Origin of the sequence: uncultured Chryseobacterium sp. (genome assembly GCF_936933875.1) — a bacterium.
Lineage (GTDB): Bacteria > Bacteroidota > Bacteroidia > Flavobacteriales > Weeksellaceae > CAKZIK01.
Window position 1 is genome coordinate 1 of sequence record NZ_CAKZIK010000006.1, and the last position, 14,138, is coordinate 14,138.

14 protein-coding genes and 1 tRNA gene are annotated in these 14,138 nt (G+C 36.1%); 7 read left to right on the forward strand and 8 right to left on the reverse strand.

All coding sequences use genetic code 11. The features are described from left to right. From Q0252_RS00585 to Q0252_RS00600, 4 genes are all read left to right on the forward strand, one after another. Positions 1 to 849: acyl-CoA dehydrogenase family protein (locus Q0252_RS00585; protein ID WP_297982465.1), on the forward strand; the 849-nt coding region annotated here is incomplete at its 5' end. A gap of 80 nt (positions 850 to 929) precedes the next feature. Then, positions 930 to 1,253: a hypothetical protein gene (locus tag Q0252_RS00590; protein ID WP_297982468.1), complete on the forward strand. Its 324-nt coding sequence runs from the start codon at positions 930 to 932 to the stop codon at positions 1,251 to 1,253. Between the two features lie 52 nt (positions 1,254 to 1,305). Continuing rightward, complete coding sequence (locus tag Q0252_RS00595) at positions 1,306 to 1,635, forward strand: YegP family protein (protein ID WP_297982471.1); 330 nt, start codon at positions 1,306 to 1,308, stop codon at positions 1,633 to 1,635. Between the two features lie 73 nt (positions 1,636 to 1,708). After that, positions 1,709 to 2,152, forward strand: a complete 444-nt coding sequence (locus Q0252_RS00600; protein ID WP_297982474.1) for a phosphohydrolase — start codon at positions 1,709 to 1,711, stop codon at positions 2,150 to 2,152. Between the two features lie 99 nt (positions 2,153 to 2,251). Here the strand turns inward: Q0252_RS00600 and Q0252_RS00605 are convergent, their stop codons facing one another. The 7 genes from Q0252_RS00605 to Q0252_RS00635 all read right to left on the reverse strand — a co-directional run bounded on the left by Q0252_RS00605 (position 2,252) and on the right by Q0252_RS00635 (position 8,576). Then, the gene (locus Q0252_RS00605; protein ID WP_297982477.1) at positions 2,252 to 2,965 is read right to left on the reverse strand and encodes a DUF2490 domain-containing protein; all 714 of its coding nucleotides are present in this window, start codon (positions 2,963 to 2,965) and stop codon (positions 2,252 to 2,254) included. 29 nt (positions 2,966 to 2,994) lie between these two features. Then, entirely contained in the window at positions 2,995 to 4,794 is a 1,800-nt protein-coding gene (locus tag Q0252_RS00610; RefSeq protein ID WP_297982480.1) for a TonB-dependent siderophore receptor, read from the reverse strand. A 331-nt stretch (positions 4,795 to 5,125) separates the two neighbouring features. Beyond that, entirely contained in the window at positions 5,126 to 5,392 is a 267-nt protein-coding gene (locus Q0252_RS00615) for a hypothetical protein (RefSeq protein ID WP_297982483.1), read from the reverse strand. A gap of 8 nt (positions 5,393 to 5,400) precedes the next feature. Next, positions 5,401 to 6,465: an ACR3 family arsenite efflux transporter gene (arsB, locus tag Q0252_RS00620; protein WP_297982485.1), complete on the reverse strand. Its 1,065-nt coding sequence runs from the start codon at positions 6,463 to 6,465 to the stop codon at positions 5,401 to 5,403. Then, positions 6,465 to 7,076, reverse strand: coding sequence for a protein-tyrosine-phosphatase (locus tag Q0252_RS00625; protein ID WP_297982488.1), 612 nt, complete (start codon positions 7,074 to 7,076; stop codon positions 6,465 to 6,467). Before Q0252_RS00625 ends, arsB begins: the two co-directional genes overlap by 1 nt. 64 nt (positions 7,077 to 7,140) lie before the next feature. Continuing rightward, positions 7,141 to 7,980, reverse strand: a complete 840-nt coding sequence (locus Q0252_RS00630; RefSeq protein WP_297982492.1) for an arsenite methyltransferase — start codon at positions 7,978 to 7,980, stop codon at positions 7,141 to 7,143. A gap of 263 nt (positions 7,981 to 8,243) precedes the next feature. Further along, on the reverse strand, positions 8,244 to 8,576 hold the full coding sequence (locus tag Q0252_RS00635) for a helix-turn-helix transcriptional regulator (protein ID WP_297982495.1): 333 nt from the start codon (positions 8,574 to 8,576) through the stop codon (positions 8,244 to 8,246). A 196-nt stretch (positions 8,577 to 8,772) separates the two neighbouring features. On the opposite strand from Q0252_RS00635, the gene uvrA reads away from it, so the two are divergent. Further along, positions 8,773 to 11,559, forward strand: a complete 2,787-nt coding sequence (gene uvrA, locus Q0252_RS00640) for an excinuclease ABC subunit UvrA (RefSeq protein ID WP_297982497.1) — start codon at positions 8,773 to 8,775, stop codon at positions 11,557 to 11,559. Positions 11,560 to 12,020: 461 nt separating this feature from the next. Continuing rightward, positions 12,021 to 12,092: transfer RNA gene (locus Q0252_RS00645), tRNA-Arg, on the forward strand. Between the two features lie 2 nt (positions 12,093 to 12,094). Here Q0252_RS00645 and Q0252_RS00650 read toward each other — a convergent pair. After that, positions 12,095 to 13,108, reverse strand: coding sequence for a M28 family metallopeptidase (locus Q0252_RS00650; RefSeq protein WP_297982500.1), 1,014 nt, complete (start codon positions 13,106 to 13,108; stop codon positions 12,095 to 12,097). Positions 13,109 to 13,182: 74 nt separating this feature from the next. On the opposite strand from Q0252_RS00650, the gene Q0252_RS00655 reads away from it, so the two are divergent. Next, positions 13,183 to 14,115: an aminotransferase class I/II-fold pyridoxal phosphate-dependent enzyme gene (locus Q0252_RS00655; RefSeq protein ID WP_297982504.1), complete on the forward strand. Its 933-nt coding sequence runs from the start codon at positions 13,183 to 13,185 to the stop codon at positions 14,113 to 14,115. The last annotated feature ends 23 nt before the right edge of the window (positions 14,116 to 14,138 follow it).

Below are 14,138 nucleotides of genomic sequence, written 5' to 3' on the forward strand. Positions count from 1 at the left end.
GCTGAAATGGCAACCGGAATTTTCGTTTCAGAAGCAGGTTCTTACCGTGCAGCGAAAGATGTTCAGGATAAAATTGATGAATTGGTTGCAACTGGAATGAACCATCAGGAAGCAGAATTGAAAGGTGTTGAAGAATTCGCGGTAGAATGCTCCATCCTGAAAGTTTATGTTTCAGATTTAACGCAGAAAACTGCTGACGAAGGAATTCAGGTTTACGGAGGAATGGGCTTCTCTGAAGACGCGCCAATGGAAGCAGCTTGGAGAGATGCAAGAATCGCAAGAATCTACGAAGGAACCAACGAAATCAACCGACTTTTAGCAGTTGGAATGTTGATTAAACGTGCCATGAAAGGACAGTTAGATCTTCTTTCTCCGGCAATGGCGATTGGAAAAGAATTGATGGGAATTCCGTCGTTCGAAGTTCCGGATTATTCTGCTTTTATGTCTGAAGAAAAAGCGTTAATCGCGAACCTTAAAAAAGTATTTTTAATGGTTTCCGGAGCAGCGCTACAGAAATTCATGACAGAAATCGAAAAGCAGCAGCACTTATTGTTGAACGCTTCTGAAATTCTGAACCAAATTTACATGGCAGAATCTGCAATCTTGAGAGTTGAAAAAAGTTTCGCTCCGGATTCAGTAGAAGCAGCAATGGCAAAATTAAATCTTTACAAAGCCGTTGAAGCCATCATCACTTCAGCAAAAGAAGGCATCGTTTCCTTCGCAGAAGGCGACGAACAGAGAATGATGCTTTCTGGATTGAGAAGATTTACAAAATACACCAACACACCAAATGTTGTAGCGTTAACCGAACAAGTGGCTAAGCATTTCGTGGAAAAAGGAACATATTAATTAATTTAATATGTGGTTTGGACGCTCCGAAATTCATTTTTCGGAGCGTTTTTTTTCCTAACTTTACACAAAACAAAAAAATGAAAATCTTAAAATTTTGTCTCATTTTAATTTCTGGTTTGGCATTTTCCCAGCAAAAACCAAAGGAAAAACTTCCCGAAATAAAACTGGATTCGCTCAAATATAAATTGCCTGAACTGAATGCATTAAAAAAAATAGATTTTAAAAAACCTGTTGTTATAAAAGACAGTTCGCTGTATAAAATTCTGAATAAAAACCCAGAAAATCCGGAACTGTATTCGATGCTGGTGAAAAAAACGCCACTTGCAAGAACAATGTTGATTCCCAACTCGGAAAAAAAACTTTCAGAGAAGGAATTAGAGCAATTTAACATAAAAAAATAAATTTGCGCGAAACCCCTATTTTAGGTAACTTTAGTAAGTTAAAATATTAGATATGGGAAAGTTTGTAATCACTAAACGAATAAATGGCGATTATCAGTTTGTCCTGAAGGCCAATAATGGACAGGTCATTCTTGCAAGTCAGGGTTATAATTTCCGTTCATCATGCGAACAGGGAATTGAATCTGTAAAAAATAATGCAGACGACGATTCACATTACGATCGCAAAATTGCTGAAAACGAAAAGCATTTTTTCAGTCTGAAAGCCGGAAACGGCCAAATTATCGGACACAGCCAAATGTATGAAACAAAACAGGCCATGGAAACCGGCATCGATTCTGTAAAATCCAACGCTCCCAATGCAACTGTGGAGCATGAAGAATAAGCGTTAAAAAAATAAATATGGAAAGCCTCAATTTTTTGAGGCTTTTATTATTTTTGTGTAAAATTAATTGAGGATGACCAAGGAAGAACTACTCCACAAAGCCATTAAAATTGCAGATAAAGCACACAAAGGACAAACAGACAAATACGATGCGCCTTATATTGGACATGTAATGCGGGTGTCGAACTACGGAAAAACGCTTGATGAAAAAATTGTGGGCGCTTTGCATGATGTGGTGGAAGACTGCCCAGATTACGATTTCGATTATTTACGGGGAGAAGGTTTTCCGGAGTATATTCTTTTTGCGGTGAAATGCCTTACCAAATTTAATCCTGATGAAGATTATGAAGATTTCATCAAAAGAACAGAGAAATCGCCACTTTCAATCGCGGTAAAGCTTAACGATCTTCGCGATAATATGGATCTGCGCCGCTTCAATAGACCTATTTCTGAAAAAGACTCAAAAAGACTCAACAAATATCTGAAAGCGTACCGCTATTTAATTGAAAAATATTAGAAAGGAGGAGGCCTGAAGTTAGAGGAACGAAGCATGAAAATGAATCTCTCATTCTGAAAGTCTCAAGTCTGGACCCACAAACGCTCCAACTCCCACCCGTTAATCCGCTCCCGGGAAATGATAATCTTTTTCTTCGGCTTTATCCAAAGTAATATTCAAAGCTAGATAAAGATAATGCAGGTTTTTATTTCCTTTCGCTTCAAATTCTCTTTGCCACAGGTATCCTGATGCAATTCCGAAATTATGGTCGATCTGATAACCAAATCCTCCATAAACGCGGTTTCTTGCGAAAGTAGGTTTCATAGGTGTTACAAAGAAAATTTCATCATAAACATTTGCGAAAACAGTTCCTGGTTTTACCTCTTTAGCATTTAAAGGAAGCGAAACATTTAACCTGTAACGAAAACGGTTTCTCTTAGAATGAACATCTGTTTGTGGCTCATAAAACCAGCTTTGTTCTGCTCGGAAACGGTTTTCAAACTTCACAATTCCCTGCTTGAAACTGATAATATCCTGTAACCAAACTCTAAACTCTTCCTTACTTAAAGCATGATTTTTATAGTTTGCATACCTTCCTATTCCCAAAAAAGGTTTATGGTTCTTGGTTAAATTGTAACCCAAACCGCCTTTTATTTCATAATAATCCGGGTAAGAATAATCTTCGATTCCTCTTAACTGACCTTCGCCATAAAGGAAAAATTTGGGATGAAAATTATAAGTAACAGTAACCGCTGAAAAACTCGAAATGTGTTCGCTCTGCGCAAAAACAAAAAATGCAGCCAACACGAAAAAGGAAATGAATAATTTTTTCATATTGGCTGCAAAAATACGTTTTTAAATTTTTATAACCCCAATTGGTAGCTAAACCCTACATGAAACCATCTTTTTGGCATTGGAACTCCAAAAGTTTCAGTATAATTTGTATTGGTAAGATTATTGATGAGAACAAAAAGCTCTAAATTATTTTGATGGAATGATAATTTTTCATCCAAAAGATTGTAACTGTAACCCGTTGCTCTTTCCTGATATCTGTATGAAAGTTCGTTGGTAAAGTTTTTTAGAAATCGGTTCTCAATTTTAGCAATAAACTGATGCTTAAGCTGATCCAGTGCGTATCTTGTGAAAGCAGATTCTGTTTTGAGTTTGTTTTCTGTAAACGTATATCCAATGGAATAAGATTTCAAAAAGCCTTCAAAATTTTGATTGATTTCAGTTTCAAAACCTTTGGTTTCTACTTTTCCGATATTTTGAGCCGCCCATTTTTCTTCTGCCGAATTTTTCACCCAATCAATCTCGTCTTCAGAATTTCTTCCGAATAAGCTTGCTTTAGCCGTTAAACCTTTTTTTAAGAAACGATATCCTAATTCATACGAAACTGCGCTTTCAGGATTTAAGTTTGCATTTCCCTGCTCAGTTCGGCTCACATAATACAAATCTGTAAAAGTAGGAACGCGGTGCACTTTTGCCACATTTCCATAGATTTTATGCTGATTGTTGAAATCATACCCAACATCAATTCCCGGATAGAAAAAATCACCGGAATTCGAGAAATTAGCCCAGGAAATCCCCGGTGAAACCTGAAGTTTATTGTCGATAAAAGAAAAATGATGTTCAAAGAAAAGCTGTGTGATAAAACGTTCTCTGTCGCCCAAATTATTGCTCACCAAAAATTCTTTTCTAAGCTCCACACCTAATCCTGTTGTTCCCAAATTTGAAGTATAACTTCCGTTAATTTCTCCGCCGACATTATTTCCGATGTGCATATTTCTGTAGATTTCAGGTTTTTCGCGGTTGTACAAATACATATCCTGTCCTCTTCTCCAGAAAATATTCGAGTTCAAATTAAACTTTCCAAAAGCTTGGCTGTGCATTACACTTACAACAGAGGCCTGAGTTTCTTCGTACTGTTCCGTTGCTAAAGGCGATGCATAGAAACCGTTTGCTCCGAATTTTTTCTCAGAAAATCCTGCCTGAAACTGAATCTTTCCATTCGTAAGTTTAAACTGATTCTGATAAAAAATATTATTGATTTTATAATCGGTATTATGTCTGTAACCTTCCGAAGCACCCGAATTTACAGAGAACAAACCTGAAAATTTTTCATTGCCGAAATTGCTGCTCAAACCTAAATTATACGTTTGGTAATCTCCGCCTTCCGCAGAAATTTTCACATTTTCTTCGGAAAAAGTTTTAGTAATGATATTGATTGCAGCATAAGCTCCGTTTCCAAATCTTCTTGCAGAAGGTCCTTTCACAATTTCAATTCGCTCTACGTTGGATAAATCCACAGGAATATTTAAGGAATTATGTCCTGTTTGGGAATCGTTCATACGGATTCCGTTCAGAAAAATTAAAACCTGCTCAAAACTTCCACCACGAACAGAAACGTCGCTCTGTACACCGTTGGAACCTCTTCTTCTAATGTCCATTCCGGCATATTGCTGAAGTATTTCATCAATGCTTTGGGACGGAGAATTCTGGATTTCCGATTTAGTAATTAAGGTAATGTTTTCGTTTACTTTTTTGTAAGGAAGGTTCAGGAATTTACCCTGGATATGTACTTCTTCAATATTTTCAGACTCCTGTGCTGATAAAAAAATAGAAAGGCTCACAAATGCCAAGGAAAGGATCTGTTTTTTCATAAAGATAAATTTTCTTTTATTTTTTGCCGAATCTCTAATTCACTCAAACGTAAAAAATGTAGATTCTAAAAAGCTTTTATTAGATTAAAGCCACAAATATAAATAACAAATTCGTAAAAAATTTAAAGTAAACTGTTAAATACAAAATAAAAAAAGATGCTCGAATGAACATCTTTTTTTAATCTTTTTTTCAATAAATTTTATCTCATTTTCATCAAGTGTGTAACAAAATCACGGAATAATCTTCTCATAACAGTTACAATTTTTTGATAATAACAATTATATATCTTTTTTTAGTTTCGTACAAGATTTAAATCAAAAATTTTTTAAATTATATTTTTACCTTTTTCTGTATCCTTTCAATAGCATTTTCAGAAATATCCAGAAGCGTCAGGTTTTCATAACCCAACTCCAAAAGTTTGTCAATTAAAAAGGAAGCATCGCCACCGATTTCTATGATTTTCGCGTCTTTGCCGATTTGATATTCAGTGAAAAATTTTAAAGAAGTTTCAGGATTTGGCTGAAACCAGCTTACTTCATTTTCTGCTTTCGTTGAAAATACTTTTTCCCAGTGTTCTTTTCTGTTGAATGTCGTCATTTTTAAAATTAATTTGAATACCATTTTTTCCGGAGCCAAAAAGCCACATTTACCAATGCAATCAAAGCCGGAACTTCCACGAGCGGACCAATTACTCCGGTAAAAGCCTGACCTGAATTAATGCCGAAAACACCAATTGCAACGGCAATCGCAAGTTCAAAATTGTTTCCTGCCGCTGTGAACGAAATTGCTGCATTTTTGGAATAATCTGCTCCCAATTTTTTGCTCAATAAGAAACTTACCAAAAACATCAAAGCGAAATAAATCACCATTGGAATGGCGATTCGCAACACATCTAATGGAATTTGGACAATCATCTCGCCTTTCAAACTGAACATAATAACAATCGTGAAAAGCAGTGCAATCAACGTTATCGGCGATACTTTCGGAATGAAAACATTGTTGTACCACTCATCACCTTTTAGTTTTCTTAAGAAAAATCTTGTCAGATACCCTGCAACGAAAGGAATTCCAAGATAAATGGCCACACTTTCGGCAATTTGACTGATTGTGATGTTCACTTCCGTCCCTTTAATTCCAAAAATTGGAGGCAAAACCGTAATAAAAAACCAAGCGTAAATACTATAAAAAACAACCTGGAAAATAGAATTCAAAGCAACCAAACCTGCAGCGTATTCTCGGTTTCCTTCGGCAAGTTCATTCCAAACGATGACCATTGCGATGCATCTTGCCAAACCAATCAATATTAAACCGATCATATATTCCGGTTTGTCATGTAGGAAAACGACGGCCAAAACAAACATCAAGATTGGACCGATAATCCAATTCATTAAAAGTGAAATTCCCAAAACTTTTGTGTTTTTGAAAACTTCAGGAAGTTCCTCGTAACGGACTTTTGTAAAAGGAGGATACATCATTAATATTAAACCAATTGCCAAAGGAATATTGGTAGTTCCGTAGGAAAATTGATTGATAAAGTTTGAAGAATCGGGAAAGAAATAGCCAATTCCGACGCCTAAAATCATTGCCAGAAAAATCCAGAGCGTGAGATTTTTATCGAGAAAAGAAAGTTTTTTTCTCTCATATATGGGGTTACAGTTGTTTGCAGACATTACTTCCTGATTTTTGAAAAAACATAATACATTTCCGAGGCAATTTCGAAGCTTCTGTCGAAATAAATTTTATCCATTTCCGGTGTTCCGTCAGACTTTTTGGGATCTTCAAATTTTATTGGAATTCTTTTTTCTGCGCCAAAAACAACCGGACAGTTTTCATCGGCAGAATCGCACGTCATAATCGCTGCAAAACCACCTTTTGGATTGAAATCATCATCAAACTTCTTTGAAAAACAAATTACAGGATGAAGATTTTCAGAAAATTTCACAGCATAAATTGGATTTTCAGTTTCAGAAAGTTTTTGAACTTGAAATCCTTGTTTGCTGAGTGTTTCTGTCACTTTAGGATACATTGCCGTAGCTTCTGTTCCGCCGGAATAGCAGAAAACATTTTTAACCCCGAAATATTCCGCCATCATTTGCGCCCAAATTTGCGACAAATGACTTCTGCGGGAATTGTGTGTACAAATGAAATTCAGATTGATATTTTCGCTGTTTTCCAGCTTAATCTGAATAAAATCTGCCAAAGGTTTCAGAATTTCTTTTCTTTCTTCCGAAACTTTGATTTCAGCGATTTTCTTAATGGAGTTTTTTAGGTTTGGAAACATCGTTTTTTACTTTTTAAATATTGAAAGTGTTGTTAGGGCTTGAAACCCTAACAACGCACATCCATTAGCAACACCCAGAATTCGGCGAACAGCAACTGTCTCCTTTCTCCCCAAAAACTGTAATGCTGAAAATTCTTGTAGAAGAATCTTTATATTGCTGAATTTCTTCATCATTCAGATAATTTCTCAAAATATCATCCGGAACAATGATCGCTTTTTCTTTCTGCAACTGAATATTTTTAAATCCTGAGTCTGTTATGATTTTCAAGTAATCATCCTTCTGAATGGCGCTTGCAACGCAGCCTGCATACATTTCGGCCGCTGTTTTAATTTTTTCAGGTAAATCGCCGACAATCACGATGTCCGAAATGGAGAAATGTCCGGTTGGTTTCAGGATTCTATATACTTCGGCAAAAGCTTTTGGTTTGTCAGGAACCAAATTCATCACGCAATTGCTCACCACAACATCAGCAACATTCGCAGTCATCGGAATATTTTCAATATCACCTTTACGGAATTCTACATTTTGATAACCTAATTTCGTTGCGTTATTCTTTGCTTTTTCAATCATGGCTTCGGTAAAATCGATTCCGATAACTCTTCCGTCTTCACCAGTTTCGGCTCTTGCAATGAAGCAGTCGTTTCCGGCGCCACTTCCTAAATCTACAACGGTGTCGCCCTTCTTAATTTTTGCAAAATTCGTTGGCAAACCGCAGCCTAAACCCAAATCTGCATCGGGATTGTAGCCGTTCAGTTCGTCGTATTCTTCGCTCATTATGTTGTAAACTTCGGTAGAGCAACCGCCGGCTCCACAGCATGATGCAGCGTTGGTATCTTTATCCTGTAAAGCAATTTCAGAGTATTTTTGCTTTACCATTTCTTTAATTTGTTCGTTGGTTTCCATATTTTAGAAATTTTAGATTTTGAATTTTAGATTTTAAATTAAAAGCATTTCGGCTTCATTTTTTATCATTAAATTGAATTTAGGCAGAAATTAAAATTCCAACAAAAAGAAAAGCCCGTATGGTGTGCGTGAAATGTTCAAATTTACTCTCCTGATGTTCGTAAAATTTATATCTGAATAAATGCAGATAAACACGATCGCAAAAGGCCAATAAAGCGAAAGCGATCAGTAAAATTGTGGCGATTATAAAAGCAGTTTCCATTCTAACAGCAGTTTTGACCGTTGCTTTCCAATTTTCTGCGAATTTCCATAATGAAATGTTCGAGTTTCCTCAAAGTTTCCGGATTAATGCAGTAACAAATTGACTTCCCTTCCACTTCTCCCTGAATAATTCCCGCGTTTTTTAATTCTTTTAAGTGTTGTGAAACAGTTGGTTGCGCAAGATTAATTTCCGCAACAATATCGTTACAAATGCAAGTATCAACAGAAAGCAGATATTCTACAATTGCAATTCTTGCAGGATGAGCCAATGCTTTCAAAAGATTTGCGATGTCATTTTGCTCTTCTGTAAAGTGATGTGTTTTGGTGACTCCCATTTTACAATGTATTTTTATATTGCAATATTACGATATTAAATTGATTATGCAAATATTTTTTTAACTTTTTTAAATAAGTTGTGATACAAAGAAGTTTTCGCTTCATCAAAACATTTACAGTTCTAATAAATCTTTGCGTCTTTTGTGTTTACAAAACTCCCCGAAATTTTGTATTTTTGTCAGTCCAAATTTTACCATGGCTACAGCACAAAATATCGATATAAAAAAGGAAATCTTTGTCAAAAATGCGCATCTGAACAACCTGAAGCACATCGACGTTCTGATTCCAAAAAATAAACTCGTCGTCATTACCGGTGTTTCGGGTTCGGGGAAATCTTCATTGGCTTTCGACACGATTTATGCGGAAGGGCAAAGGCGTTATGTGGAAAGTTTGAGTTCTTACGCGCGACAGTTTTTGGGAAAATTAGAAAAACCAAAAATTGATGACATCAAAGGATTGGCTCCTTCGATTGCGATTCAGCAGAAAGTAATTTCGTCCAATCCACGTTCCACAGTGGGAACTTCTACGGAAATTTATGATTATTTGAAACTGCTTTTCGCACGAGTTGGAAAGACTTTCTCACCAGTTTCCGGAGCTGAAGTGAAAAAAAATTCGGTAACGGATGTAGTCGATTTTATCGAAAAAAATGAAGGTTCTGCTTTCCTTTTGAGAGCGCCGCTTTCTTACGATATCAAAAATTTCAAAGAAACTTTAAACACGCTGAAAGTTTCAGGTTTTACCCGACTTGAAATCAACGGAAATGTAGCCGGAATCGAAGATTTGGAAAGTTTTGGTTTTGTTCCTGAAAAAGGAATGGAAATCCATCTTGTCATCGACCGTTTTTCTTACGAAGATGATGAACATTTCTTACAAAGATTGGCAGATTCCATTCAGATGGCGTTTTACGAAGGTCACGGCTATCTTTCTTTGAAAAATACAGACACTGGAAAAATCAGAGAATTTTCCAATAAATTTGAACTCGACGGAATTGAATTTTTAGAACCAAATGTTCATTTCTTCAGTTTTAACAATCCTTATGGCGCTTGTCCAACATGTGAAGGTTACGGAAAAGTAATTGGAATTGATGAAGATTTAGTGGTCCCAAATAAGAATCTTTCAGTTTTTGAAGACGCTGTAGTTTCCTGGAAAGGCGAAACGATGAGCGAATGGAAGAAAGCCTTTATTAAGCGTGTAGGAAAAGAATTTCCGATTCATAAGCCGTATTTTCAACTCACGAAAGAGCAGAAAAATTACCTGTGGAAAGGTGATGAGAGCCGCAACTTTCCTTCAGTCAACAATTTCTTTAAAATGCTGGAAGAAAATCTGTACAAAATTCAGTACAGAGTAATGCTGTCGCGTTATCGTGGAAAAACAACCTGTCCAACTTGCGAAGGATTGCGTTTGCGAGAAGAAACAGAATGGGTGAAAATCGACGGACACAATATCCAGAGCATGATTGAACTGCCTTTGGATGAACTTTTACCTTTGATTAATTCATTAAAATTATCCCAACACGACGCTGAAATCGCAAAACGTTTGCTGTATGAAATTACAACACGTTTAGATTTCTTATTGAAAGTCGGATTAGGATATTTAACACTCAACAGAACTTCCAACACACTTTCCGGCGGTGAATCGCAGAGAATTAATTTGGCTACTTCGCTTGGAAGTTCGCTCGTTGGCTCTATTTACATTTTGGATGAACCTTCAATTGGACTTCATTCAAGAGATACCGAAAATCTTATTCAGGTTTTGAAAAATTTAAGGGATTTGGGAAATACAGTTATCGTTGTAGAACATGATGAAGACGTAATGCGCGCTGCAGATTACATCATCGACATTGGTCCGGAAGCCGGATATTTGGGTGGAGAACTGGTTTTTGCAGGCAATTTTAAGGATTTAAAAAATGCCGACACGCTGACTTCAAAATATTTAACGGGCGAACTTGAAATTAAAGTTCCTTCCAAACGTAGAAAGGCGAAAGAATTCATTCACATCAAAGGAGCGCGAGAAAATAACCTGAAAAATATTGATGTTGATGTTCCATTGGAAAGTTTGGTGGTGATTTCGGGGGTTTCCGGTTCCGGAAAATCTACTTTGATGAAGGAAATTCTGACGAACGATATTCAAATCCAACTTGGAATGGGTGGAAAAAAAGGCGATTACGATTCGGTGGAATTTCCAAAAAAATTGGTAAAAAATATCGAACTCATCGACCAAAATCCAATCGGAAAATCCTCACGTTCTAATCCTGTAACTTATTTGAAAGCCTACGACGATATCCGTGATCTTTTTGCCAAACAGAAATTGTCGAAAATGATGGGTTATAAAACCAAACATTTTTCTTTCAATGTGGATGGCGGAAGATGTGATGAATGTAAAGGAGAAGGCGTCATCAACGTTTCGATGCAGTTTATGGCGGACATCGAACTGGAATGCGAAACCTGTAAAGGAACGCGTTTCAAAACCGAAATTCTGGAAGTAAAATTCGATGATAAAAACATTTCGGATATTCTTCACATGACGGTAGATGAAGCCATAGCTTTTTTCAAAGACAACAAAGAAGAAAAAATTGTTACTAAACTGAAACCACTTCAGGACGTTGGTTTGGGATATTTGCAGCTTGGACAGTCCTCTTCTACTCTTTCCGGCGGTGAAGCACAACGTGTGAAATTAGCGTCGTTTTTGGTTAGAGGTGTGACCAATGAAAAAACCTTATTCATCTTCGATGAACCATCAACCGGACTGCATTTCCACGATATTCAGAAATTATTAAAATCGCTTCAGGCATTGATAGATTTGGGACATTCTGTGATTGTGATTGAACATCAACCCGACATCATCAAATCTGCAGACTGGATTATCGACATTGGTCCGGAAGCCGGAAAACACGGCGGTGAAGTTGTTTTTGAGGGAACTCCAGAAGATTTGGCGAACAATAAAAAATCTCATACAGCGAAGTATATAGCTGAGAAACTTTAGAATCGCAGATTTTAAGAATATCCATTTGGAAATTCCTTACTTTGGCGACCCGTTTGGTTTTGTAGATGAAAATAATACTTAATTCAACGAAAAACGAGCTGCAGATTTCCTCAAAAGTTTACAACTGTAAATTTATTGTCCTGAAAATCAGACTTATCCACAATTTTTTGTGGAAAATGTGTGAATTTTAACACTTGGTTCATCTTTTGTATTATTTTTTTTGTTAAGTTTACTATGAAATAAAAATTGAGGTGAAAACAATTTTCTTTTCTACAACAAGATTTACAATTAAATTTGGTATAAAAATTTAAGCACAGCATTGTCGGCTGTGCTTTTTTCTTGGTATAACTTTAAAAAATGAGATGTTTTATCTACTCAGTCCGCTTCTAAAGAGCGGGCTGTTTTATTTTACAAAAAAAACTTCCGAATATTTTCCGGAAGTTTTAATAATTTTGAAGTAAGGCTCCATAGTTCAACGGATAGAACAAGAGTTTCCTAAACTTTAGATACAGGTTCGATTCCTGTTGGAGCTACTCTATTTTTTGTCCACCACAATTCTGTCTTTTCTGTTAGCCAATTCCCAAGCTGTTGCAAAAACCAATTGTGCGCGTTGCTGTAAAGCTTTGTAATCAATTTTCTCCGGATCATCTGTAGGCTTGTGATAATCTTCATGAATGCCATCAAAGAAAAAGGCAACCGGAATATTATTTTTAGCAAAATTGTAATGATCCGAACGGTAATACAAACGCTGCGGATCATTCGGATCATCGTATTTGTAATTCAGTTCCAATTTATTAGTCTTTTCATTAGCTGCTACATTAATTTTCTTTAAATCTGAACTCAACATGTCAGAACCGATAACATACACATAGTTTTTGCCACAATTTTCAGCATCACATCTTCCAATCATATCAATATTCAAGTCGGCAACTGTGTTTGCTAATGGATAAACAGGGTTTTCCGAATAATATTCAGAACCGAACAGGCCGTGTTCTTCACCAGTAACGTGTAAGAAAAGAATAGAGCGTTTTGGCCCGTGGTTTTTACTTTTAGCCTGCTGAAAAGCTTTTGCAATTTCCATTACTGCAACTGTTCCACTTCCGTCATCGTCTGCACCATTATAAACATTTCCGTTTCTGGTTCCTACGTGATCATAATGTGCGGAAATCACAATAATTTCGTCCGGTTTTTCGGAACCCGGAATAAATGCCAAAATATTTTCGGAATCCGGAAGTCCGGCTCCTCTGCTTTTTGCATTCATAAATGTTGCGGGAACTTTTTGATAATAAGAATTTAACTGTGCAGGATGAGAAATTCCTAAATTTTTATACTGATTTATAATGTATTCGCCGGCTTTTTTCTGTCCCGGACTTCCTGTATCTCTTCCTTCCATCTCGTCGGAAGCAATAACATATAGGTTTTTTTTCAGGTTTTCCTGCGAAATAGAATTCATTGAGTTTTTGAAAGCTTTACCATCATAAGAATAGTTGATGGAAGCGCAACTGGTTAAAAGGACAGCCGAAAACAGCGGAATAAGTATCTTTTTCATTTATCAAAATTTAGAATTTTAAATTTAATAATAATTTGAAAAATAAATTGGGATGTTATTTATATTTTTGAGTTATGATTAAAAATAAACATTCAGGAAAGGACATAACTATATTTTCGGAAATGACGGCTTTGGCTGTAAAACATCAGGCTGTGAATTTATCACAGGGCTTTCCTGATTTTGAAATTGATCCTTTACTGAAGAAATTTTTGGCTGACGGAACGGAGCAAAACTTCAATCAATATTCACCAATGACAGGATTTCAACCTTTGATTGAAAATTTAATTACATTTAATAAAGTCCGTAAAAATCCGCTTGATGTTTCTACTTCTGAACTTACCGTAACTCCGGGAGCAACCTACGGAATTTACTGTGCTTTGGCTACAATTCTTCTTCCAAGAGATGAAGTAATTATTTTGGAACCAAGCTATGACAGCTATATTCCAGCGATTGAAACTAATGGTGGAAAAGCTGTAACAGTTTCCCTCAAAGAGAATTTCGAACCTGATTTTGAAAAAATTTCTTCTGAGATAAATGAAAAAACAAAAGCCATCATCATCAATTCACCACACAATCCCTCCGGAAAAATTTGGAAAAATGATGATTTTGAAAAACTTTGGCAAATCATCAAAGACTCCGAAATTATTATTATTTCTGATGAAGTTTATGATTTGCTGACTTACGATGAACATATTTTCACGAGTGCATTTCATCATCCGAAATTAAAAGAACGCTGCTTTTCCGTTTTCTCGTTTGGAAAAATGTTCAGCATTACCGGTTGGAAAGTGGGCTATGTTGTAGCATCTGAAAAATTAACTAAAGCTTTCAGAAAAGTTCATCAATACCTATGTTTCAGTGTTAATACTCCTGCGCAATTTGCTTTAGCTAAATACCTTGAAGTTTTTGATGTTGAAGAAAACCGAAAAAAATTCGAGCAAAAGAGAGATTTTTTTATTGCTGAATTTAAAAATTTAATTGATTATCCGTTTTTAATCATAACCCTGTAATGTTAGCAATAATAAGCCTTTCA